Annotated in this window: 21 protein-coding genes and 1 tRNA gene; 13 read left to right on the forward strand and 9 right to left on the reverse strand. The window is 39.0% G+C overall.

Annotation, left to right across the window (positions count from 1 at the left end; translation table 11 throughout):
• The first annotated feature begins 109 nt into the window (after positions 1-109).
• Complete coding sequence (gene accA / locus CFPU101_RS00555; protein ID WP_206813396.1) at positions 110-1,090, forward strand: acetyl-CoA carboxylase carboxyl transferase subunit alpha; 981 nt, start codon at positions 110-112, stop codon at positions 1,088-1,090.
• Between the two features lie 36 nt (positions 1,091-1,126).
• Positions 1,127-1,321, forward strand: a complete 195-nt coding sequence (locus tag CFPU101_RS00560; protein WP_206813397.1) for a hypothetical protein — start codon at positions 1,127-1,129, stop codon at positions 1,319-1,321.
• 6 nt (positions 1,322-1,327) lie between these two features.
• On the opposite strand, the gene CFPU101_RS00565 is transcribed toward CFPU101_RS00560, so the two are convergent.
• Together CFPU101_RS00565 and CFPU101_RS00570 are read right to left on the reverse strand one after the other, a co-directional pair.
• Positions 1,328-2,542 carry a HEAT repeat domain-containing protein gene (locus tag CFPU101_RS00565; RefSeq protein ID WP_206813398.1) on the reverse strand — a complete coding sequence of 405 codons (1,215 nt, stop codon included), beginning with the start codon at positions 2,540-2,542 and terminating at the stop codon, positions 1,328-1,330.
• 113 nt (positions 2,543-2,655) lie between these two features.
• Complete coding sequence (locus CFPU101_RS00570; RefSeq protein WP_206813399.1) at positions 2,656-3,933, reverse strand: hypothetical protein; 1,278 nt, start codon at positions 3,931-3,933, stop codon at positions 2,656-2,658.
• A 396-nt stretch (positions 3,934-4,329) separates the two neighbouring features.
• Here CFPU101_RS00570 and murF point away from each other — a divergent pair, with 396 nt between their 5' ends.
• Together murF and CFPU101_RS00580 are read left to right on the forward strand one after the other, a co-directional pair.
• Positions 4,330-5,697 carry a UDP-N-acetylmuramoyl-tripeptide--D-alanyl-D-alanine ligase gene (gene murF / locus CFPU101_RS00575; RefSeq protein ID WP_206813400.1) on the forward strand — a complete coding sequence of 456 codons (1,368 nt, stop codon included), beginning with the start codon at positions 4,330-4,332 and terminating at the stop codon, positions 5,695-5,697.
• Between the two features lie 18 nt (positions 5,698-5,715).
• Entirely contained in the window at positions 5,716-6,441 is a 726-nt protein-coding gene (locus CFPU101_RS00580) for a WecB/TagA/CpsF family glycosyltransferase (RefSeq protein ID WP_206813401.1), read from the forward strand.
• On the opposite strand, the gene CFPU101_RS00585 is transcribed toward CFPU101_RS00580, so the two are convergent.
• Positions 6,438-7,166: a DUF928 domain-containing protein gene (locus tag CFPU101_RS00585; protein ID WP_206813402.1), complete on the reverse strand. Its 729-nt coding sequence runs from the start codon at positions 7,164-7,166 to the stop codon at positions 6,438-6,440. The genes CFPU101_RS00580 and CFPU101_RS00585 overlap by 4 nt on opposite strands.
• A gap of 491 nt (positions 7,167-7,657) precedes the next feature.
• Here CFPU101_RS00585 and CFPU101_RS00590 point away from each other — a divergent pair, with 491 nt between their 5' ends.
• The 3 genes from CFPU101_RS00590 to psaJ all read left to right on the forward strand — a co-directional run bounded on the left by CFPU101_RS00590 (position 7,658) and on the right by psaJ (position 11,030).
• Entirely contained in the window at positions 7,658-10,198 is a 2,541-nt protein-coding gene (locus CFPU101_RS00590) for an EAL domain-containing protein (RefSeq protein WP_206813403.1), read from the forward strand.
• A 157-nt stretch (positions 10,199-10,355) separates the two neighbouring features.
• Positions 10,356-10,844 carry a Photosystem I reaction center subunit III gene (locus CFPU101_RS00595; protein ID WP_206813404.1) on the forward strand — a complete coding sequence of 163 codons (489 nt, stop codon included), beginning with the start codon at positions 10,356-10,358 and terminating at the stop codon, positions 10,842-10,844.
• A 54-nt stretch (positions 10,845-10,898) separates the two neighbouring features.
• The gene (gene psaJ / locus CFPU101_RS00600; protein ID WP_206813405.1) at positions 10,899-11,030 is read left to right on the forward strand and encodes a photosystem I reaction center subunit IX; all 132 of its coding nucleotides are present in this window, start codon (positions 10,899-10,901) and stop codon (positions 11,028-11,030) included.
• Positions 11,031-11,645: 615 nt separating this feature from the next.
• Here the strand turns inward: psaJ and thiO are convergent.
• Entirely contained in the window at positions 11,646-13,586 is a 1,941-nt protein-coding gene (gene thiO, locus CFPU101_RS25915) for a glycine oxidase ThiO (RefSeq protein WP_206813406.1), read from the reverse strand.
• Between the two features lie 160 nt (positions 13,587-13,746).
• Here thiO and CFPU101_RS00610 point away from each other — a divergent pair, with 160 nt between their 5' ends.
• Genes CFPU101_RS00610 through CFPU101_RS00630 form a run of 5 tightly spaced genes read left to right on the forward strand, consistent with a single transcriptional unit; the run spans position 13,747 to position 16,637 of the window.
• Positions 13,747-13,992, forward strand: a complete 246-nt coding sequence (locus CFPU101_RS00610) for a hypothetical protein (RefSeq protein ID WP_206813407.1) — start codon at positions 13,747-13,749, stop codon at positions 13,990-13,992.
• A 50-nt stretch (positions 13,993-14,042) separates the two neighbouring features.
• Positions 14,043-14,666 (forward strand): bis(5'-nucleosyl)-tetraphosphatase (symmetrical) YqeK, encoded by a 624-nt coding sequence (yqeK, locus tag CFPU101_RS00615; RefSeq protein ID WP_206813408.1) that lies wholly within the window; start codon positions 14,043-14,045, stop codon positions 14,664-14,666.
• 43 nt (positions 14,667-14,709) lie between these two features.
• Positions 14,710-15,138 (forward strand): ribosome silencing factor, encoded by a 429-nt coding sequence (gene rsfS / locus CFPU101_RS00620; protein ID WP_206813409.1) that lies wholly within the window; start codon positions 14,710-14,712, stop codon positions 15,136-15,138.
• Positions 15,139-15,148: 10 nt separating this feature from the next.
• Positions 15,149-15,649: a CGLD27 family protein gene (locus tag CFPU101_RS00625; RefSeq protein ID WP_206813410.1), complete on the forward strand. Its 501-nt coding sequence runs from the start codon at positions 15,149-15,151 to the stop codon at positions 15,647-15,649.
• A gap of 34 nt (positions 15,650-15,683) precedes the next feature.
• Positions 15,684-16,637 (forward strand): asparaginase, encoded by a 954-nt coding sequence (locus tag CFPU101_RS00630; RefSeq protein ID WP_206813411.1) that lies wholly within the window; start codon positions 15,684-15,686, stop codon positions 16,635-16,637.
• Here the strand turns inward: CFPU101_RS00630 and CFPU101_RS00635 are convergent.
• From CFPU101_RS00635 to CFPU101_RS00655, 5 genes are read right to left on the reverse strand one after another with little or no spacing between them, the layout of a single operon-like run.
• Entirely contained in the window at positions 16,612-17,373 is a 762-nt protein-coding gene (locus CFPU101_RS00635; protein ID WP_206813412.1) for a segregation/condensation protein A, read from the reverse strand. The two genes, CFPU101_RS00630 and CFPU101_RS00635, sit on opposite strands and share 26 nt — an antisense overlap.
• Position 17,374: 1 nt before the next feature.
• Positions 17,375-17,905: a hypothetical protein gene (locus tag CFPU101_RS00640; RefSeq protein WP_206813413.1), complete on the reverse strand. Its 531-nt coding sequence runs from the start codon at positions 17,903-17,905 to the stop codon at positions 17,375-17,377.
• Between the two features lie 19 nt (positions 17,906-17,924).
• Positions 17,925-18,905 carry a bestrophin family protein gene (locus tag CFPU101_RS00645; RefSeq protein WP_206813414.1) on the reverse strand — a complete coding sequence of 327 codons (981 nt, stop codon included), beginning with the start codon at positions 18,903-18,905 and terminating at the stop codon, positions 17,925-17,927.
• Positions 18,906-18,920: 15 nt separating this feature from the next.
• Positions 18,921-19,688 carry a LemA family protein gene (locus tag CFPU101_RS00650; protein WP_206813415.1) on the reverse strand — a complete coding sequence of 256 codons (768 nt, stop codon included), beginning with the start codon at positions 19,686-19,688 and terminating at the stop codon, positions 18,921-18,923.
• 36 nt (positions 19,689-19,724) lie between these two features.
• Complete coding sequence (locus tag CFPU101_RS00655; protein WP_206813416.1) at positions 19,725-20,924, reverse strand: YgcG family protein; 1,200 nt, start codon at positions 20,922-20,924, stop codon at positions 19,725-19,727.
• A gap of 123 nt (positions 20,925-21,047) precedes the next feature.
• Here CFPU101_RS00655 and CFPU101_RS00660 point away from each other — a divergent pair.
• A tRNA-Cys gene (locus tag CFPU101_RS00660) sits at positions 21,048-21,119 on the forward strand.
• The last annotated feature ends 41 nt before the right edge of the window (positions 21,120-21,160 follow it).

A 21,160-nucleotide genomic window follows, 5' to 3' on the forward strand; every position in this document is an offset into this window, starting at 1 on the left:
GTTAGTCTAGATTAATATTAATAATGCTTATTCATCCTATCACAGTCGTCCTAGGTTACGAGGCTTTAAAAGGCTGAAGATAAAAACCTAAGAAAGCAAAGAAAAGTTTATGGCTAAAGCTGAACGTCGTCCCTTTCTCCTCGATTTTGAAAAACCCCTTTGTGAGTTAGAAACTCGAATTGAACAAATTCGGAAACTGGCTGAAGAAAATGGCGTAGATGTCTCCAAAGAAATTGATCATTTAGAAGAGAGAGCCGAACAACTGCGAAAAGAGATTTTTAGTAATCTCACACCGTCTCAACGTCTACAATTAGCGCGTCATCCGAAACGCCCCAGTACGTTAGATTATATTCAAGCTATCACAGAAGAATGGTTTGAACTTCATGGCGATCGCAGAGGTTATGATGATTTAGCTCTAATCAGTGGTGTAGCCCGTTTAAATGGTCGTCCAGTAGTGATTATCGGTCATCAAAAAGGACGCGATACTAAAGATAATGTTGCCCGTAATTTTGGGATGGCTGCCCCAGGTGGTTATCGTAAAGCCCTACGGTTGATGGATCACGCTCACCAGTTTAGTTTACCGATTTTGACTTTTATTGATACCCCCGGTGCATTGCCCAATGTCGAAGCCGAAAAACTGGGACAAGGGGAAGCGATCGCCTATAATCTCCGTCAGATGTTTTGCTATGATGTGCCAATTATTTCAACCGTCATCGGTGAAGGGGGTTCGGGTGGCGCATTAGGGATCGGAGTCGCAGATCGATTATTAATGCTAGAACATTCGGTTTATAGTGTGGCATCACCTGAAGCTTGTGCCGCGATTTTGTGGAAAGATGCTAAAAAATCGGATCAAGCGGCGGTGGCTCTGAAGATGACTTCTCGTGATTTGATGGAATTAGGACTAATCGATCAAATTGTGACTGAACCCTCTGGCGCAGCGCACAATAATCCTATGAAAACGGCAGCTTTGCTTAAACAATCGTTAATTGATAATCTAGAAGAATTAACAGCGATGACTCCACAACAACGCAAAGATTTACGATATCAAAAGTTCCGTCAAATGGGCGTTTATCTGGAAGTTCCTGCTTAAAGTATTGTTTTTGTATTAATTAAGGATTGGTGATTTATGGGTTTAATTAAATTTTTACTTTTAGGAATTTATGTCTACGGTGCGTGGAAATTTTGGACGGGCTATCGTTCGACTAATTTTAGCCCTAGTCTTCCTAATCGAGCCGTATTAACGCTTTTATGGCCAGTTTTATTAGCGGTTAATCCAGCTTATCGTCAGAATTTTAGAAAAGCTCTTAAAGGGCGAAACTAATCATGGTTAGTGTTGTTGAACATATTGTTTGGTTAACTTCTTGAGGGCTGAAACCGCATGAAGTTTGACTCGGATATTGTCGTCTTGCGTCAATTGCTCTAATACTTCTTGTCCCTCAATTCCTAACTCTCCTAAAGACGTGGCTAAAGCTTGTCTAACACTCGGATTTTGGAGAGTTTTGTGTTGAGAGTGGAAAAATTGAATAATGATGCGGGTAGCTTTCTGTTTTAATTGAGGTTGATTGGCACGACTCAAAACAATAATTACCTCTTGACAAATTACCTCATCGCCCCATTCAAGGACTTTTTGTAAACACAAAAGTGCATCTTCTGTTTCTATCCAACCTAACGCCGTGATCATCTCTATTTTTAATTCAGTTGGGGTTAGGGGTGACTGAAGAACTGGAAATAAAGCAGCGATCGCATTAGGTGTCCCAATTCGTCCTAATGCAATCACGGTTTGCTGACAAATTTCGGGTTTAAGATCATACAGCAAGGGCGTTAAATGAATGACGGTATCCTGTGAAGTCTCTGCCTCAGTTAGATAACCTAAAGCAACAACTGCCTCTTTTCTGACTTGGGTGGCAGGATCTTTTAATGCGGCAATGAGAATGGAATAAATTTGGGGATGATGAAAACTGCCTAAAGCTTCAATCGCAGTTGCTCGCACGTTAGGATCAAGATCATCAATCACAGTGAATAAAGGGAAAATTGTTTCAGAACGACGCATTACCGATAATGCTTGTGTGGCCAAAAGTCGTGTTTCTGAATTTTTGAGTAATTCTGTTAAAGACGATACAGCAGATATTCCAATTTCTGCTAATGCTTGGGCTGCCATCGTCGATAATTCTTCTTCTTCTGTTTGTTGGAGGAGTCTGGCTAAAGCTAAAACAGACTCAGGGTGCTTAAATTGACTTAAAATTCGACCGACAAACCAGCGAATTTCTAGATCTAAGGTTTCGTCTTCTAAAAGATTAATTAACGGTGCGATCGCACGCTCACCCAATCTCGGAAACAGTTTCGCAATTTCCCAACGTTGGCCAAAATCACTTTCAGATAAAATTTGGATGGCTAACTCTAAAACCGTCTCCCATTCAGTTTCGCTTAAATTGGATTCAGCAATGCCATGTGAGAACAAAGGAAGTTGCTGTAAGATTTCGTTGACAAGTGACCAGTTTGCGTCTTGAATGGCAATTTTGGCTGTATTTAGCTTGGCTATCATGGGGGAGTCGTTTGATGCGTGTCTTTAAAACATTATCGACTTTCTCAAAAATTTATGCGATCTGATATGTCGATTAGACATTAATAATTTGCTTTTTTTACATCAAAATGAGTTTAAGGACGAATTTGTTTTAAACAGGATAAATCGGCTTTGCCAAAATGGATACTAAAGCCGACTTGGAGATTTTCTAAAGATTTGACTAACCAAGGAACGCCATCGCTAGAAAAGCCTTCATAGTGATTAAATAAAATTGATAGACGTTTATCCAAATAGGGTTTAACTTTACGACACATCAAGACGAGCTTTAGTAGTAGTCCGACGGTACGAGTAACGCCCATATTCGTGATCATATCAATAAAAATGTAATGCTCTGGCTTTTGCGCGCTTTCGACAATTAGATGATTGAGTAACTGACTTGATGTTCTTAAAACCAAAAATTCACTCGGTTTTTGATGATTACATTGAGGTAAGGTATTTTGTAAAACATCGTATAACTTCCGATTAAATTGACCTTTTCCATAATCGGCAGATGTTACCAGATATTCGTATAATTCGTCTTTAAAAGCTTGATAGGTGGGCGCGTACACGGTCTGGGTCACAAAATTTTGTGATAGCTCTCGATAGGTATGCCCCGTCTCTACTGTACCAATATACTGTTTTAAAGCGCGATTTAATTCACGATCGCTTAACAGGGTGGGATTTTTCACTGGTTGAATAATTCGTCCTCCTTCGGCTGAAAAATCCGAGGAGTTGGATAATTGAGCCAAACGCACTTTATAAGTCACGTAGCGAGATAAATTCACCTCAAAGCGACGCTCAGTTTTAGATTTAATATGTCTTACCGTCTGTTGGTGTTCTTGAGAACTTTCATCACTCAATAAACAATGATCATACAGATAAGGATAACGATTAATTAAAGTACCAACCGAACTTAAATTCTTTTCACTGTACTTACTGCTAATAATACGGGCGAGGCGTTGAAGTTTAATGTAATGATCTGATAGCGTAAAATTTTTGACTAACTGACGCAAATGGTTCGCCGTACTGTGGTGACCTTGCCTAGCGGGTGCTAAATTCTCTAACATAGCAACTAATTCGGGAATGGCTGGCTGATGTTGCGGGTTCATTTGCCAACGGTTAACCAAAATATGACAACAACGATTAAAAAAATGATAAAAGCTTAATTCTACGTCTCTAGATTTGACAATTCTTTCAAGAGCCAAATAAACTTGAGCATCTCGATAACCTCGCCCCTCGATAAACAAACGGCGAAAATCTTCCAGTAATAACTCAGGCGACTCTCTCTGTACACTATCGAGCAAATAGTCATACAGAAATTGTTCTTCTTCTCTCGTATATTTTGTGTTTCCTTGGGGACTAGCAAGTGTCATTCTAGTCAGCCCTCCCTAATAGTTATAAGCGAATGAAATGTTAGATCTAGATAAATAAAGTTATTAAATAGTCTATGTTAATTAAGTCTTTAAATAGCCATAGTTACCAGCATCAGTATAGTCTTAATAGTTTATCTAGACAGGAGTTTTTAGTTCTAAAGGCTGCCTGACAGACAGTGAACGATTGAGCCAATGAACCACAAGCCTAAAAAACTGATGTATGGCTACGATGGCTATTTATTGCTAAATTGATTAAACCAAGCGCTCAGCATACTGACCTCCAGATGATCAATTATGTTGTAATACCTAAAATATCGGAACAAAACACACTTTGTCAGTGATCTTGATCACTATAAAAGTATTTTTTTAAAATATCCAGTCAATAATTTAACTTCTATGTTTTCTCAGTTAACACTTAGTCAAATTAACGCTATTCTTAAACCCATTCATTGTAACTTGTGTGAAGGAAGCGGTACCACAAAAATTACTGGAATTACGACAGACACCCGAACCTTAGAGCCTGGGCAACTCTTTTTAGCATTAGTAGGTCATCAATTTAATGGTCATCATTTTCTAAACGATGCGGTTGTTCAAGGTGCATCAGCGTTAATTATTAGTGAACCGATTACAGTAAAGTTATCTAAGCAAATTCCACAGTTATTTGTCGAAGATACTTTAGTGGCATATCAAAAGCTAGCTAATTGGTGGCGGAAACAATTTTTAATTCCAGTCGTCGGGATCACAGGTTCGGTCGGCAAAACCACCACCAAAGAATTGATCGCGGCTGTTTTAGGTACCCAGGGTCAAGTTCACAAAACCCTTGGAAATTACAATAATGAAATCGGTGTCCCCAAAACTCTACTTGCTCTTGATGAGAGTCATAACTACGCGGTGATTGAAATGGGGATGCGCTCTAGTGGTGAAATTGCCTTATTAACTGAAATTACTCAGCCAACCATTGGTGTGATCACAAATGTTGGAACCGCCCATATTGGACGACTTGGCTCAGAAGATGCGATCGCGCAAGCCAAATGTGAATTACTAGCCGAAATGCCCGAAACCAGTATCGCTATTCTCAACCATGATAATGAGCGTTTGATCAAAACTGCCCATCAAGTTTGGTCTGGCACTACTTTAACCTATGGGCTAGAGGGTGGAGATCTCAAAGGACAAATGATCGATTCTCAAACCCTAAGAGTTGATGGCTTAGATTTTCCGTTACCTCTGCCTGGTCGTCATAACGCACTGAATTATTTAGCGGCCCTTGCGGTGGCTAAAGTTTTAGGGATTGACTGGACTCCTTTAACTTATGGGTTAGCGGTGCAATTACCCAAAGGACGAGCGCAACGTTATGAGTTACCCAATGATTTAGTGATTCTCGATGAAACCTATAATGCAGGTTTAGAATCAATGCTGGCGGCATTACATCTGCTCAAAGAATCCCCAGGAGCGCGTCATATTGCGGTTTTAGGGACAATGAAAGAACTCGGTGAACAATCTTGGCAATATCATTATCAAGTGGGTGAAATGGCTCAGAAATTGGAGATTAATCGGCTTTTGGTTTATGTCGATGAACCCGAAACTGAAGCAATTGCAAAGGGGGCTACAGGCGTGGTCACAGAATGCTTTAATACTCATGAGGCACTAATCCAACGGTTACAAGATATGGTGAATCCTGGCGATCGCATTTTGTTTAAGGCTTCTAATTCGGTTGGCTTAAATCAAGTGGTGACTCAATTTCGTTCTATTTATGATCATTTTTAGAGCTTTTGATTTTTGGTTATGTTAAAAACGCCTATTTCTTTTCCAGTTTTAAATTTACCTGTTCATTTGCTAGAAGATTATACAACTTGGTTAAAAGAACGCATGACGCAAAATCTGGGAACCCACGTCGTTACTTTGAATGCGGAAATGGCGATGTTAGCGGAACAAGATTTGTCGGTTGCTCAAATTATTCGTTCAGCAGAGTTAGTAATCCCAGATGGAGCAGGGGTTATTTTATATTTAAAGTTACGGGGTCAGCAACAGTCGAGATGTCCAGGCATTGAACTGGCTGAATCTTTGCTTACTGAATTAGGACAAGAGGGTGAGCGATATCCAATTGTTTTTTTTGGCGGACAACCTGGTGTGACGGAACAGGCGGCTTTAACGTGGCGTGCTAGAATTCCTCAAATTTCTATTTTGTCCAATCATGGTTATTTGAATGAAACTGAGTTAGAACAATGGCGACAAACCCTAATAGAAAAACAGCCAAAGTTAATTTTGGTTGGTTTAGGTGTGCCTCGACAAGAATTTTGGATCGCTTCATATCGATACCTTTGTCCTAATGCCGTATGGATCGGAGTTGGAGGCAGTTTTGATATTTGGTCGGGTAGTAAGACTCGCGCCCCGCGATGGCTACGAGACAATAATTTAGAATGGCTGTATCGTTTGTATCAAGAGCCTTGGCGTTGGAAACGGATGTTAGTTTTACCTCAGTTTTTCTGGCGATCGCTGCTGCTCAGTTAATAGGTTGGCAAAGACAGTTCTAGAGCAGTTAGTAATTGTTGCCATTTTTGGCCGATGATGGGATCGTTGGGTTGGATCTGTTTTAAACTAGCCATCGTGGCGATCGCTTCTGGCCAAAGTTCCGCCTGTTGATAAATCCTTACTTTTTCGATGGGTGTGGCTTGTTTTAATTGTTGTGCTACAGATGGATTGAGTGGCACTCGTTGAAGCCATCCTTCGACTACATCATCATGAGAGCGATCTTGTGCTTTATGAATTACCGAAAGATACCAGTGATAAGCTTTTCCTTCGACTAGACCTTTAAAAGTCTGAGATTGCGTCAATTGAAAAGAGGTCATTTCACCTTGATGAGTGGGCTTAAAAGTCGCTTCATAAACGAGTTGATCTTCTTGATCACGCAACACGAATTCAAGCACAATCTGGTCTGAATTTGGAATAGGAGGAAGGTAAAACCATAAGCTGGGTAGAGTCTGAGTGGTTTGGGCGAGTCCTTCAGAAACTAGAGCAATTAAGGGTAGACACTGTTGCAATTGATTATGATCTGTATTTTCTACACCACAACGCCGTGAACCTCCGCTGATCCGTCGTGATGGCCAACCTTGACGATTATTCTCGTATTTATTTTCTGCTAAAACATTATTTGATGGCCATACTGAAAAGATATTTAACAGTAAGGTTAAACTAAGAATTGATGTTTGTTTTGGCCAAGATAAATAAGTCTTCATAAAACAGCTTCTCCTTTAAATGACTGTAACCTTAAGATAATCAATTGGTATTTATTGCTGTGATTTTGCATGATTTAATTAATATTTTAACAAGCGTTTAATGAGTGATTTTTATTATTTTATTTGAAAATAACTTTAATTAAATATTTTTGTATTAATCAATGTCAAACTATTAAGCTAGATTTCCGTAAAATAACTTATGCTAAAGATACTAACAAAAGTTGAGCTAAAAAAAATGAGTGTAAGTACGGATATTTTATGAAGATTAGTTAAGAAAAATCTAGGATTTAAGATTTATTAAGGAAAAAATTCAGTAAAAACGGCTCAGATCTAACTTGAGAGTAGTATGATTTTGTATGAGCTACTGCATAAACAGCATCAAAAGTCAAAAGCCAGAGCAATCTTATGTGTCTGTCCAAGACAAATTAATAGGGATTTTCAGCCCAAAGTCTTGATCAAACGTTCAAATTTAAAAATAGGTTAATTTTTGAGTGTTCGGCGACAAATTCCCTGGTTACATAAAAGATCTGACAGAAATATTACTGACGAGAAAGCCGACCGTGTTCCTCGTGAGTTTAATAGTGACTTTAGGAATTATAGGGGTCAGACAAACCAAAGGATTAAAAGTTTTTGAACTAGCCGCTTATGATCATTTAGTTCGACTAAGCATTCCTCAAAAGCCAGATGACCGCATCTTGATTGTTGGTATTTCTGAAAGCGATATTCAAAAACATCAACGCTGGCCATTATCCGATCAAATTATTGCCGAATTACTGCAACAACTACAACAGCATCACCCCTTAGTCATTGGTCTAGATGTTTATCGAGATCTTCCTCAAGGCGCTGGACATCAAAAGTTAATCGAGCAATTACAAGCGAAAAATATTATTGTCATTAGCAAGGGTGAGCAAATGGAAAGTGATGCCATAGCCGCACCGCCAGACGTTTCACCCGAACAAATAGGGTTTAGCGATCTCATTGTCGATATAGATAATGTAATCCGTCGTAATTTATTGTATGTTGAATCACCATTCGGACAAGACAAATTTTATTCTTTAGCACTACGGGTAAGTTTAAAATATTTAAGCGATCATAATATATCCTTTCAAGCAACTCCGAATGCTTTAAAACTCGGTTCAGCTTCATTAACACCTCTTACGCCCAATGTAGGCGGCTATCGGCTCGATGCTTCCGAAAGCGCAGGCTGGCAAATTTTATTACGTTATCGTTCTCCCCAGTCCGTTGCTCGACAAGTCAGTTTAACAGAAGTATTAGAAAACAAAATTGATCCCAATTGGGTCAAGGGTCGAATTGTCTTAATTGGATATACGGCTCCAAGCGTCAAAGATGTATTTGCTACGCCTTATAGTGCAATGCAAGAGACTAACTATTTGATGAGTGGTGTCGAGATTCATGCTCAGATGGTCAGTCAAATTATAAGTATTGCCCTAGATGGTCAACCCCAAATCAGCATTTTGCCAGACTGGGTTGAATGGCTCTGGCTTTGGTTTTGGTCGTTGTTAGGTGGACTATTAATCTGGCAATATAATCGCCCAAGCTATGCAATAACAACACTTTTCGTGGCAATTTTTAGCCTTTGGGTGATTTGTTTTATTCTCTTTAATCAATCTATATGGCTTTCGGGTGTACCTGCAACATTGGGTATCGTCAGTACTGGAGCCATCATTTTAGGACGGAAAGCTTACTATAATCAGTACCATGATTCTTTAACCAATTTACCAAATCGTCGTTCTTTTTTAAAAGAAATCCGTCTCATCAAGAAGATTAATCCTTATACCTCACGTCATCTAGTAGCGGTCTTATTTTTGAATTTAGATCGTTTTAAAATGATTAATGAAGGTTTAAGCCGACAAGCGGGTGATTTTCTGTTAGTTGAAACAGCTAACAGACTGAAAAAAATTCTTAAAAGTAATGAAAAAATGGCTAGAGTCGGCGGTGATGAATTTGCCATTTGGTTAAGTACTGTAAAAAATATTGATGAAATCACTCATTTAGCCAATCTATTACAAGAGCAATTAAGACAACCGCTTAAATGGTGTGGGCAAGATATTTATTCCAGCGTTAGTATTGGGATTGCACTTGAAAGAATTGATTCTTTATTCAAGAGCGAAGAATTATTACGTCATGCTCATATTGCCATGTATCGAGCAAAAGACAAGGGAAAAGATCGTTATGAAATGTTTTCACCCGTAATGAAGTCTCAAGCGGAAACCCGTTGGCAACTAGAAGCCAGTTTAAGAAAAGCCATTCAACAACAAGAATTTCAACTGTATTATCAACCGATTATTTCTTTAATAACTCATAAAATTGTCGGTTTTGAAGCTTTGATTCGTTGGCCTTGTTCTGAAAAAGGGTTTATTTCTCCTGGTCAATTTATCCCAATTGCTGAAGAGACAGGGTTAATTGTCCCTTTAGGAGAATGGATTTTAAAAGAAGCGTGTTTTCAGATGAAACAATGGCATGAACAGTTCCCGCGTAATCCTCCTTTACTGATGAGTGTGAATCTATCTAGTCGTCAGTTTAATCAACCCGATTTATTAGTTCAGCAAATTCAAAATATTTTAAAAGAAGTGGTGGACGAAAAACAACGCAACAGCCTGAAGCTAGAAATTACTGAATCTGTCATGTTTAATAATGTTGAAGGAGCGATACAATTGTTGCATCGGCTCAAAGCATTAGGTTTAAGAATTAGTATTGACGATTTTGGTACTGGCTATTCCAATCTGAGTTATTTACATCGTTTTCCAATAGATACCCTTAAAGTTGATCAATCTTTTGTCCGACGGATGCACGAAGAAGATGACAATAATAAATATGCTCAAATTGTACAAACGGTGGTAACTTTAGGACACAATTTAGGTTTAGAAGTGATTGCCGAAGGAATTGAGACAGAAGCGCAGATGAAAACCCTACTAGCCTTTAACTGCGAATTCGGACAAGGCTACTTTTTTGCTAAACCTTTACCCGCTTCTGAAGCAACGGCTCTCTTGCAACAAGATCCACAATGGTAAGCGTTGAGGAAATTGATGAGTTATAAACCTTCTATACATTTTGTAATTTAAACTTTACTTGGTACCCACCTCAGAGTAAGATTTCATCGATGTACAATTGAGAATTCCTTATTTTGTACAAAAAAACTCATCTATTTGTAACAAAAGGAAACAATTTATGCGACGGTTGTTGGCTTTAGTTCTAGTTGTTACTCTTTGGTTTAATTTTGCTCCTTCTGCAAATGCGGCTTACTCCAATTTAACGCCTTGTAGCGAATCGGAAGCATTTATGGCCAAAGCTAAACTATTCCGACCCACTACAGATGATCCAAATACTGGGGTAAATCGGGCTGTCCGTTATTCAGATGCTCTTTGTGGGCCTGAAGGCTATCCTCATTTGATTGTCGATGGTAATTTAGCTCATTTCGGCGAATTCGCAATCCCTAGCATTCTCTTCCTCTATATTGCAGGTTGGATTGGTTGGGTAGGTCGTGCTTATCTGATTGACATTAAGAAACAAAAAGATACGGAAATGAAAGAAATTATCATTGACGTTCCTTTAGCAGTCAGTAAAATGATCTCAGGTTTTATTTGGCCTCTGGCTGCACTCCAAGAATTTACTTCTGGCAAATTAGTCATGAAAGATGCTCCTATCTCACCTCGCTAATTGCTTTGATGTTCATTTTTTCAGTTAACCTTTGTTTTTTTGGAGAACTCAATCATGGATGGATTACCTAAATTTTTATCGACTGCGCCAGTTTTAATTATGGCTTTGTTGACGGTTACAGCTGGTATTTTAATTGAATTTAACCGTTTTTACCCCGATTTATTGTTTCATCCTTTAGCGAGATAGACTTAGTAGGTAGAGACTAAGCCTTTATTGGTAAAGTATAAAAATAGGCTGATAGAAAAGATCTTAATTTTCAGATTCTCTTCTATCAGCTTTTTGATATGAGTGTAAAAAGGATAGTTAATCTGTGGTTTAACCAATTTGAGGTATAAGTTGGTTAAATAAGTAAAAGGTCAAAAGTAAATTAAGAAAAAATCATCTTTTATTATCTCTACTTTTTTAGAAAGGGCTAAGTATAATTAAATTTAAATCTTTCACAAAGACAATTATTTCTTTGATTTCTTGTCTCGATTCCTTCTATAACAGCCATCGCCAAATCATATTCATCATCAAACATTCTATCTGTTAACTCATGAGCTTTGAGTTGATGCCATTCCGATTCAATCAGATTTAATTCAGGACTCTCCTGCAGAAATAAAGAGAAATTCTAACCCTTTAGCGCGCCATTCTTCTTCATGTTTTTTAACTTCTTTACTTTTATGCACCGTATAGTTGTCTAAAATAATTACTGTAATTTTCTCCATTTCTTAAAAATCAATCCGATGTGAGCCCGCAGGGATCTGGCGAAGCCAGCACGCTTGTAAATTTGTAGGACTTTTAAAAGTTCTGTTGGCATGATTAACCAATGGTTCCCGTTAATGGAGAACTAGCACTGGCATATTGTTTAATCGGCATTCGTCCCGCGAGATAAGCTAATCTTCCTGCAACTGTCGCCATTCCCATCGCTTGTCCCATTGCTACAGGGTTTTGGGCGAGTGCGATCGCGCTATTAATCAACAGTGCATCCGCCCCTAATTCCATTGCGTAGGATGCTTCACTGGGTGTTCCAATACCCGCATCGACGACGACAGGGATTTTAGATTCTTCAATAATAATTGAGATATTCGCCGCATTTTTAATCCCTTGACCCGAACCAATGGGCGAACCTAATGGCATCACTGTTACACATCCTATTTCTTCTAGACGTTTGGCTAAAAGCGGATCAGCATTAATATAAGGTAAAACGGCAAAACCTTCTTTAACTAATTGTTCGGCTGCTTGTAAAGTTCCGATAGGATCAGGTAGCAGATATTTAGCATCGGGAATTACTTCTAATTTAATAAAATTATTGTCCTCTTGCCCTAATAATTTAGCCATTTCTCGACCTAAGCGGGCGACTCGAATGGCTTCTTCTGCGGTTTGACATCCTGCCGTATTTGGTAACATCCAAATCTTAGACCAGTCTAACGCTTCTGCAAGTCCTTCATGTCCTGGGGCTTTCGTTTGGACACGACGAACGGCTACGGTTACAATTTCACAGCCACTTGCTACGATACTTTGTCTCATTAAATCCAAGTTGGCATATTTTCCCGAACCTGTCATCAAACGAGAACGAAATTTACGTCCAGCAATAACTAACTCATCTGAAGTGTTTTGAAGTTCAGTAGGGATAGAACCGTTAAGGAGGGTTAAAGGCATAGCAGTAGAATTAAGTGTAATAGAACTAGATGAGGGTTTTTTAGAGAAACGATCGTAGTGAAACTGATGTAATAAAGGATCAGTTTTGTTTTGCAAGACTAAATCTGCAATCATTGAAGCAGTTACAGGACTCAGTAAAATTCCATTTCGATAATGTCCTGTGGCCAAGATTAGATTATCACAAGAACTGATTCCTAAGATGGGAAGTTCATCGGGTGTTGCTGGACGAAACCCCCACCAAGTTTCCGATAGGGGCCAATCTTTGAGAGGGGGATACAGTTGAATAGCTTTACTGAATAGGGTTTGTAGACCATCGGGTGTATTGCCTGTTTTCCATCCGACTTTTTCTGATGTGGCACCAATAATTAAACGTCCATCCTGACGCGGGACTAAATAGGTTTGGGGGCCAAATAATATCCGATGTAAAGGAGAAGTCTGATCTGATGTAGGCATTCTAACGGCTGCCATTTGCCCTTTGACGGGATAAACGGGAAGCGGTAACAGAAGACTTGCCCAAGAACCAGAAGCAAGAATATAGGTTTGAGCTTCGTATTCACCTTTTGAAGTCAGAAGACTTAAAATACGATTTTTTTGTTGTTGAATCGCACTTACGGTAACGCCTTCAATGAGTTCAACTCCTAAATTAAGGGCGGCTTGACGTAGGGCTGTGACTAACTTGCGGTTGTCTACCTGTGCATCATCAGGATACCACCAACCCCCGACAACATTTGATCCTAGTTCGGCTTGATAAAACTTAATAGATTCTCGATCTAACCAATTTTCATCTATGGATGAGGGAGTATCGTAGCTGAGTGAGAGAATACCGCAGGGATGATAGCCTGTGTCTAAACCTGTAACATCTTCAATTTTTCTGATCCATTCTGGATAAAGCCAACGAGATTTTAGACATAGATCTAACATCGCCCCAGGGGGAATTTTTTCCGCATAGGGGGCTAACATTCCAGCCGCCGCATGACTTGCCGCTTGTTGAAAATCTCGGCTAAGTACGGTTACAGTTGCGCCACGTAGTTTCAGATCAACTGCGATCGCTAATCCAATTATTCCCCCACCGATCACGATTATTTCACTTGTTGAGTTCATTTTTTTCTCTAGCCCCCTACTAAACTATTTTATCGAATAGCCTTACTCAAACAAATAGAACTCTTATTAGTAATTCCTTAAGATTTTCGGTTTACTGGTATTGAGCGATCATTTTAAAGACAGAGATATTATAGATATCTAATCTAATGGAGTAACTCAAATGACCAATACACCAAGCTTTAATAATGAACCAACACTAACAGACGTGATCGAAAGAATTGAAAAATTATCTACGGATGTTGAAAGATTGTCTACAGATGTTGAGAAATTATCGGCTAATGTTAACCGTTTTGATGAAAGGTTCGCTGACTATAGACAAGCGACTCAATGGTTGGTTCAACTAGCCTTTACTCTTATTGCTAGTGCGACGATTACTGTAATTATTACCTCAGTTTTTCGTAAATAATATAGGTTCGTTAAAATAGTTTTATTCTCCAAAAATACCATTAGTTCACTATGCGATCGCAAGTCTTATCTTGGTTAGCGAAAAATGTATCAGAACATCGTTTACAGCATATTTTAGGTGTTGAAAAGATGAGTATTGACTTAGCCAAGCATTACCAATTAGACGAAGAGAAAGCAGGGCAAGCGGGTTTAATGCACGATTTAGCTAAATTTTTTAAACCTAGTCGTTTATTAGAAATGGCATCAGCGAATCAGATAGAAATTGACCCAGTTTGTGCAGAAAATCCCCATTTACTTCATGCTGATGTTAGTGCGATCGTTGCTCGTGATGAATTTGGGGTGACTGATGAAGAAATATTAAGTGCGATTCGTAATCATACTCTCGGTTGTCCTGAGATGAGTGACCTTAGTTGTGTGGTTTTTGTTGCCGATGCGTTAGAACCAAACCGAGGTGATACACCTGAATTAGAAGCGTTACGACAAGAAAGCTTTTTAAATCTTTACCAAGGGGTCTATCAAACCTGCGATTATTCTCTAAAATATTTGCTAAGTAGTCGTCTGACTATCCATCCTCGAACAGTTTTAACTCGAAATTGGGCTTTACAAATCGTTAAACAAGAATTAAAAAAAAGTTCTATTGATCTCGATAAAAAAGAACGCGTTAAAATTAAATAAGATGGCTAAAAACAAATTCATTGATTATTGTAAATATTACTGAATGACCAATCAAATTCCATCCTCGATCCAAACCTCAACTCATTTAACCGTTTCTCCTGCTATTTCAGAGCAGCAAACTGATTTATTAGTGCAAACGATCGCTCTATCGGCTGACGACAAAAAAGCGGCTGACATTACGATTTTAAAAATCACTCATGTTTCTTATGTAGCTGATTACTTGGTGATTGCTACAGGTTTTTCTAGAACACAACTTCGGGCGATTTCTGAAACAATTGAAGACAAAGTAGCTGAAAATTGCCAGAAAAAACCTTTGCGAGTCGAGGGACGCGCTGATGCAAGTTGGATCTTACAAGATTATGGGGATGTCATCGTTCATCTTTTCTTACCAGAGGAAAGAGAGTTTTATAATTTAGAAGCATTTTGGGGACACGCCGAACGTATCGAGTTTTCCCCTATCCAGTCCCTATAATCAGACTTCTATGAAAGAATCATCCCTGGATTTTTGTCCCGTTCCAACTGAACAGCAACCCGTCAACGAATACGAAGAGTTAAAAGAATCTTGGTTTTTTCGGTGGGGGATGCTAGAACCACTCGCCTACTTTAAGAAATTGGCATGGGTTGCCTTTTTTGGACTCTTTTTAATTGCACCAATTGCCGCCGCCAGTTTTCCACCGCAAAAAGCCCTGTTCAAGTTTTTGCTTTCCAATGTTTTAGGAATTAGCATTTTCACTGGATTAGTACTGATGCGCTTGTATCTGGGGTGGTTGTATGTGTGCGATCGCCTACAATCGGAAAAGGTTTTTTATGAAGAGTCGGGATGGTATGATGGACAAACTTGGATCAAAACTCCAGAGATTCTAGCGAGAGATCGGCTGATTGTCACTTACCAAATTCAACCGATTTTAACTCGCTTACAAAAGACTGTTCTATTTTTGGGCGTTATGATTGCTCTGAGCAGTTTTTTATCGCTTTGTCTGTAATTTTCTTATTCTTTTACATAGAAACGCATTGCACATGACTAGGGGCAAACGTACAACGACATCTAAAATCAATGTCCATCTACTCAGAGAAGGTATTATCGAATCCGTTCACTATGTCGAAGCAACCGTCTGTGATAATAAAGGCCGAGTTTTGTTAGTGGCGGGTTGTTCGGAGACTAATGCTTTTATTCGTTCTTCTCTGAAACCGTTTCAAGCATTGGCAGTAACGAGTACAGGTACTTTAGAACGCTACAGCTTGACGGACAAGGATTTAGCCATCATGTGTAGTTCCCATCAAGGAACAGTAGAACAGTCAAGACAAGTTTTTAATATTCTTTGGCGTTCTGATGTTGATCCAGATGCTTTACAATGTCCCATACCTGAAGGAAAACAAAGCCCACTACAGCATAACTGTTCTGGTAAACACGCAGGAATGTTAGCGGTGTGTCGTCAGTGCGATTGGCCTCTACACAACTATCTCAACCGTTCTCATCCTGTACAGCAACTCATTCTTAATAAAATTTCCGAATTATTGGGAATGCCGGGGGATGAATTAATTGGGGCCCATGATGATTGTGGTGCCCCAACTTATTCGATGCAATTAGGTCAGATGGCTCATTTGTACGCTCAGTTAGCTTCAGGTCAAAACGTTGATTTGGAACGGGTTGAACGCGCAATGACCTATTATCCTCGCATGATTGCAGGGGATGGGGCTTTTGATACCGAATTAATGCGCTCATCAGAAGGCGAAATTGTTAGTAAATCGGGTGCTGAAGGTGTTCAATGTATCGGGCGAGTCGGTGAAGGTATGGGATTAGCAATTAAGGTCTTAGATGGCTCAAAACGTGCTAAATACGCTGTTGCTATTCATTTATTGACACAAATGGGCTGGATTAGTCCGAATGTAGCAGAATCTCTAGCCGATAAGTTTATTAATCTCAGTAAATATCTACGGTTAGAAGTCAATGGCGAGGCGACGATGATTTAGTAATCGTCAAATCTTGATAAAAATCTGTTTGCTCTAAATCTACCTTGGATTGAGAACAGAGAAACAATAAAGCCCAAAAGATCGCTACTCGGTCTTTGTGTCCGTCAGAGCCTTTTTTCTCGATCCACCAGTTTAATAATTCTTCAAAGTTAATGGAGTTCAGTTCTTTTTGTTGTAATTGTTCTTCTAGAAAATGGTCTAATTCTGCGGCGAGTTCGGTTAAATTTTCTTGGTGAGCAAGTTCTGTAATTGATTTAATGGTTTCTCGGTGCGAAGGCTGACGAGGGCGACTTTCAACTTTAGGTGTGGGTAGGGTTTCGAGGTCGCTGGCAATTTGTTGCAGTTGGGTAATTAGTTCTTGCAGGGTAACTCGTCGTTTGCGCGGAGGGGGTGCCGAGGTTCGTCTACGGATATGCTGTTCTAAGCTTAAAGGTAAGCGTCGGGTTAATTCTTCTTCATCAACACTGATAAGATCTAAAATTTCCTCTTCTTCTGCTTCGGCTATGCGTTCTAGGGTATCAGCTTTGTATAAAACCAGTTTTGAGGCCCATAAAAACGCTTGTCCCGATTGAGGTAAGTTCGCTTGTACTAAAGCAGTATCAAGATCTTGTAAACCTAATTCATTTAAAAAACGATCAATCACTTGAATCACAGGAACATCCCAAGGATCGATTTCACCCTGTTCTGCCATATTAATAAGAGATGAGATCGCTTCTTGTGCTGATGTAATCGCCATTTTATTCTTTTAAACTAAGCAAAGTTTGATAAATTGCCTCTCGTTGTTCTGTATCATATTTCCAACGTTTTAGAAAATCTGTATATTCTCCTTGGTTTTGTTCTAGAGTGGTTTTAAGTTGATCTAATTTAATAGCGATCGGATCTAAGGATAGTTTTTGGATTAAATCTTTACTTCTTTGACGTACTCGACCTGAGCCTTGTGCCAACTCTTCGTCATCATTTCGACGATGGGCAATAACCATACCTGTAGACATTGCGAGATTTTTGACTAATAATTCGCCGACAATTTCTGGAGAAGATTTAAGAGCGTTAATGATTTCTTCGGTAGGATGATCGGCTAAAGAATCATCAACCGTTAGATAGGTGACAAAAAAACCTCTTGCACCATTTTCAGTTTTAACTAATGCAGCGATGAACGATTGAATTTCTTCTGGGCTTAGTTCTTTTGCTTTCATCTTTTTGAGCCAAGACTGGGTAAGATCGATCGCTTCTTCAAAAGTTATCTGATCAGAAATTTTATAATTAAACATATTGAGTCTCCTTTAATGTTTAGTATTCTAACAAGGGTTGACTTGATTCTGTATCTTGTTGTGCCAAACTTTTATAATGATCCCAATTTCTCACACTCGGAGCAAAACTAATTAAATCTTCAAGATTAATTTTTATATTTTCGCAAATCTGATCTAACGGTAAATCATTGGCATCTTTCCCGAAAGGATTTTCAATTTCTAAACCAATTTCCTCAATGCCAAAAACAGTAAAACTGAGAATAGCAACAAATATAGGAGTCCACCATCCCAAACGATCTACCAACTCAAAAGGTAAACTTAAACAATAAACCAGTAGAAGTTGTCTAAGATGAATTGCATATGCTAATGGCATCGGCGTTTTTAAAATTCGTTCACAACCACCCAAGGCATCTACCATATCATCTAATAGATTAGACATGGCTGTGAGTTGATAAGTATTTAAACAATTACGTTGATATTGTTCTTGTAAATAATCCCCAACTAAAAAAGCAATTTCTAGGGGAATATGATTCATATGTTCAAGCTTTTCATATTTTTTATTATTCATTAATTCTTTTAATTCAGCATGATTTTTTTCATTGCGTAAATGTAATTTAGTAGCCACGGCAAAAGCGACTAAAAGATTTAAAGAGGAAATTTTATTGGTTCGATCATGGGGTGTTTCTTCAACGACATAAACCCAAATTGCTCTAGATAAGTTACGGATATGATTATTCAATGCACCCCAAATTTTACGACCTTCCCAAAATCGCTCATAAGCGGTATTAGTCCGAAAAACTAATAATAAACCGAGAACTACACTCGGAATGGTTCCATCTATTGGTAAAGCTACTGTTTTATATCCAGCTTCATAAACATAAGCAAGAATCACACTAAGAACAACACACACCATTACTCTCGTAAAAACGGCGGGAACGACAGAGCCTTTGAGCCTAAATAATGTTTTAAACCAGTTTTGTTCCGCTTGATGTTGTTGATTTAGATAACGAAATTTGGGCATATTAAAAATAGTTTATTATAGCTCAATCTTGGGATCAGCCGTATTGGTTGGCTGATAAAAATCCTTGGTTTGAAACCCTGTTAATCCTGCGACAATCGAATTAGGAAATGATTGTACCTTTTGATTGTAGTTTTGAATAGCGAGATTATACCGTCTTCGTTCAGTAGCAATCCGATTTTCAGTTCCTGCAATTTCATATTGTAGATTACTAAAAACTTGAGATGAGCCTAGGGGTGTTTGGCTGGCATATTGATTAAAACCTTGAATGGCTACATTAATTGCGTCAGATGCAGCTAACTTTTCATTGGGGGTTCTAGCACGATTAAACTTATTTTGTGCATCGGTTAGCATTTTAACAATGGTTTGTTCCTGCTTGGCTTGTGCTTTCGTTACACTAACCAATTTTGGGATTAAATCAGCACGGCGTTGTAATTGGTTTTCGACTTGCGCCCACTGTGCATCAATTGCCTGAGCAGAACTGTTTAAAGAATTATAAGACAAAATACTCGAAAGTCCTACAACAGCAGCTAGTCCCGCACCTACGATAACGAGTGTTTTTTGTGTTTGTTTAGCCTGTTCTCGTTTTTCGGCTTCTAAACGTCGTTGTTCTTTGACTTGTGCAATCGCTTGATTAATCAGTTCTGGAGGTATACTAACCTCTTGTCCTGCGGCTTGTAAATCGGATACTGAAAAACTATTTTGAGTTTTAGCATACAGTTCTGATGCGACTTTTAGCACATCGTCGGCGATATCTTCGGGAATACGAGAATTATTATCATTCATATTTTTATTAAAGTATTTTTGGAATTTTAAATTATTTTACCAACTCCCTCCTGCACCACCACCACCAGAACTACCACCGCCAAAATCACCACCACCAGAACTACCACCAGAACTACCACCACCCCAAGAACCGCCGCCGCCAAAGCCACCACCACCGAAGCCACCACCACCTGTGTAAACAATTACAGGGGCATTTCTAGGAATATAGTCATCTCGCTCGTTATGAAAACCACAGCTAACGCATTCTTGTACAGTTCTTTGAATTCCATCAGCAAACACGCTGGCTGGTTGTAGTACATATACTGTAGATTTAAGGGTAAATTCATCGCAATTCGGACAGAGGTCATATTCACTGGTAAGGCGATAGGTTCTAAGATGAAATCCTTCGACACGCTTGTGTTCCTTGCAGTCGGGACATGACCAACCTCGATAGGCAGAACTGCGAATTTGTTCGGCGACTCGCTGAGGTTTGTTTAAATTTGCTTCAAGGGTATCGCGTCCGATTTCTTGCATCAGATTACGACATTTAGCACAATGAAATTTAGGTTTTTCTGTGACATACGCTCCATAAGAACGCCCTTCAGGATTGAGATAGGTTTTACGAGTTTTCATAAAAAGAGTTAACCCGCCAATTCCGAGTACGCAGGTTCCTAAAAACCAGACTAATTCGGCTGGAATACCTTCAGATGGCGGAGTGGGAGTTGCAAAATCTGGAGCTTGTAAAATAGTATTTGCGATCGCTTCTACGCCTGCTAAAATCCCTGCTGGATAGTTTCCCTGTTTAAAGTTTGGAATGATTTTAGTATTAATAATATTACCCGCTTGAGCATCGGTTAAAACTCCTTCGGTTCCGTAGCCTGTCTCAATTTCGACTCGTCTTTCATCACGAGAAATTAAGATCAAAACCCCGTTATCTTGCCCTCGTTGTCCAATTCCCCAACGATTAAATAAATCTGTAGCGAATTCTTTCGGTGTAGCGGATGGTTGGGTATTAGGAACCGTGACAACTGCGATTTCTGCCCCTGTTTTCGTTTTCACTTCGGAGATAATAGTATTAATTCTAGCGATCATGCTTTGATCTAACAGATTTGCTGTATCAACTACCCATCCTGTGTGCATTTGGCTAGGATGAGGCACTTCTTGAACCGATACTGCGTAGCTAGGTTGATTAATAGTCGAATTTAAACCAACTACAATTGAGTTAGCTAGAAGCAAGATCAGAAAAAATTTTTTCATAAAAGCAGTATAATTTCTGATTGTTGTTTTTAGTTTAGCTTGCTCAACCGTCCTGTGATTATTATTTGTTTTATGAGTTGCTTTTTTAAACAATCTTTGTTATGATGACATATGGGCAAAAATGGCGACATAGCCAAGCGGTAAGGCAGAGGTCTGCAAAACCTCCATCCCCCAGTTCAAATCTGGGTGTCGCCTCTTAGAAAAAAAGGAAAAAGACAAAACATACTTGACTTTTC

Source organism: Chroococcus sp. FPU101 (genome assembly GCF_017312365.1).
GTDB lineage: Bacteria > Cyanobacteriota > Cyanobacteriia > Cyanobacteriales > Microcystaceae > Chroococcus.

What these genes read in the sequence shown, in the direction of transcription:
- accA (WP_206813396.1), top strand. Translation starts at nt 110, where the DNA reads ATGGCTAAAGCTGAACGTCGTCCCTTTCTCCTCGATTTTGAAAAACCC.
- CFPU101_RS00560 (WP_206813397.1), top strand. Translation starts at nt 1,127, where the DNA reads ATGGGTTTAATTAAATTTTTACTTTTAGGAATTTATGTCTACGGTGCG.
- CFPU101_RS00565 (WP_206813398.1), bottom strand. Translation starts at nt 2,542, where the DNA reads ATGATAGCCAAGCTAAATACAGCCAAAATTGCCATTCAAGACGCAAAC.
- CFPU101_RS00570 (WP_206813399.1), bottom strand. Translation starts at nt 3,933, where the DNA reads ATGACACTTGCTAGTCCCCAAGGAAACACAAAATATACGAGAGAAGAA.
- murF (WP_206813400.1), top strand. Translation starts at nt 4,330, where the DNA reads ATGTTTTCTCAGTTAACACTTAGTCAAATTAACGCTATTCTTAAACCC.
- CFPU101_RS00580 (WP_206813401.1), top strand. Translation starts at nt 5,716, where the DNA reads ATGTTAAAAACGCCTATTTCTTTTCCAGTTTTAAATTTACCTGTTCAT.
- CFPU101_RS00585 (WP_206813402.1), bottom strand. Translation starts at nt 7,166, where the DNA reads ATGAAGACTTATTTATCTTGGCCAAAACAAACATCAATTCTTAGTTTA.
- CFPU101_RS00595 (WP_206813404.1), top strand. Translation starts at nt 10,356, where the DNA reads ATGCGACGGTTGTTGGCTTTAGTTCTAGTTGTTACTCTTTGGTTTAAT.
- psaJ (WP_206813405.1), top strand. Translation starts at nt 10,899, where the DNA reads ATGGATGGATTACCTAAATTTTTATCGACTGCGCCAGTTTTAATTATG.
- thiO (WP_206813406.1), bottom strand. Translation starts at nt 13,586, where the DNA reads ATGAACTCAACAAGTGAAATAATCGTGATCGGTGGGGGAATAATTGGA.
- CFPU101_RS00610 (WP_206813407.1), top strand. Translation starts at nt 13,747, where the DNA reads ATGACCAATACACCAAGCTTTAATAATGAACCAACACTAACAGACGTG.
- yqeK (WP_206813408.1), top strand. Translation starts at nt 14,043, where the DNA reads ATGCGATCGCAAGTCTTATCTTGGTTAGCGAAAAATGTATCAGAACAT.
- rsfS (WP_206813409.1), top strand. Translation starts at nt 14,710, where the DNA reads ATGACCAATCAAATTCCATCCTCGATCCAAACCTCAACTCATTTAACC.
- CFPU101_RS00625 (WP_206813410.1), top strand. Translation starts at nt 15,149, where the DNA reads ATGAAAGAATCATCCCTGGATTTTTGTCCCGTTCCAACTGAACAGCAA.
- CFPU101_RS00630 (WP_206813411.1), top strand. Translation starts at nt 15,684, where the DNA reads ATGACTAGGGGCAAACGTACAACGACATCTAAAATCAATGTCCATCTA.
- CFPU101_RS00635 (WP_206813412.1), bottom strand. Translation starts at nt 17,373, where the DNA reads ATGGCGATTACATCAGCACAAGAAGCGATCTCATCTCTTATTAATATG.
- CFPU101_RS00640 (WP_206813413.1), bottom strand. Translation starts at nt 17,905, where the DNA reads ATGTTTAATTATAAAATTTCTGATCAGATAACTTTTGAAGAAGCGATC.
- CFPU101_RS00645 (WP_206813414.1), bottom strand. Translation starts at nt 18,905, where the DNA reads ATGCCCAAATTTCGTTATCTAAATCAACAACATCAAGCGGAACAAAAC.
- CFPU101_RS00650 (WP_206813415.1), bottom strand. Translation starts at nt 19,688, where the DNA reads ATGAATGATAATAATTCTCGTATTCCCGAAGATATCGCCGACGATGTG.
- CFPU101_RS00655 (WP_206813416.1), bottom strand. Translation starts at nt 20,924, where the DNA reads ATGAAAAAATTTTTTCTGATCTTGCTTCTAGCTAACTCAATTGTAGTT.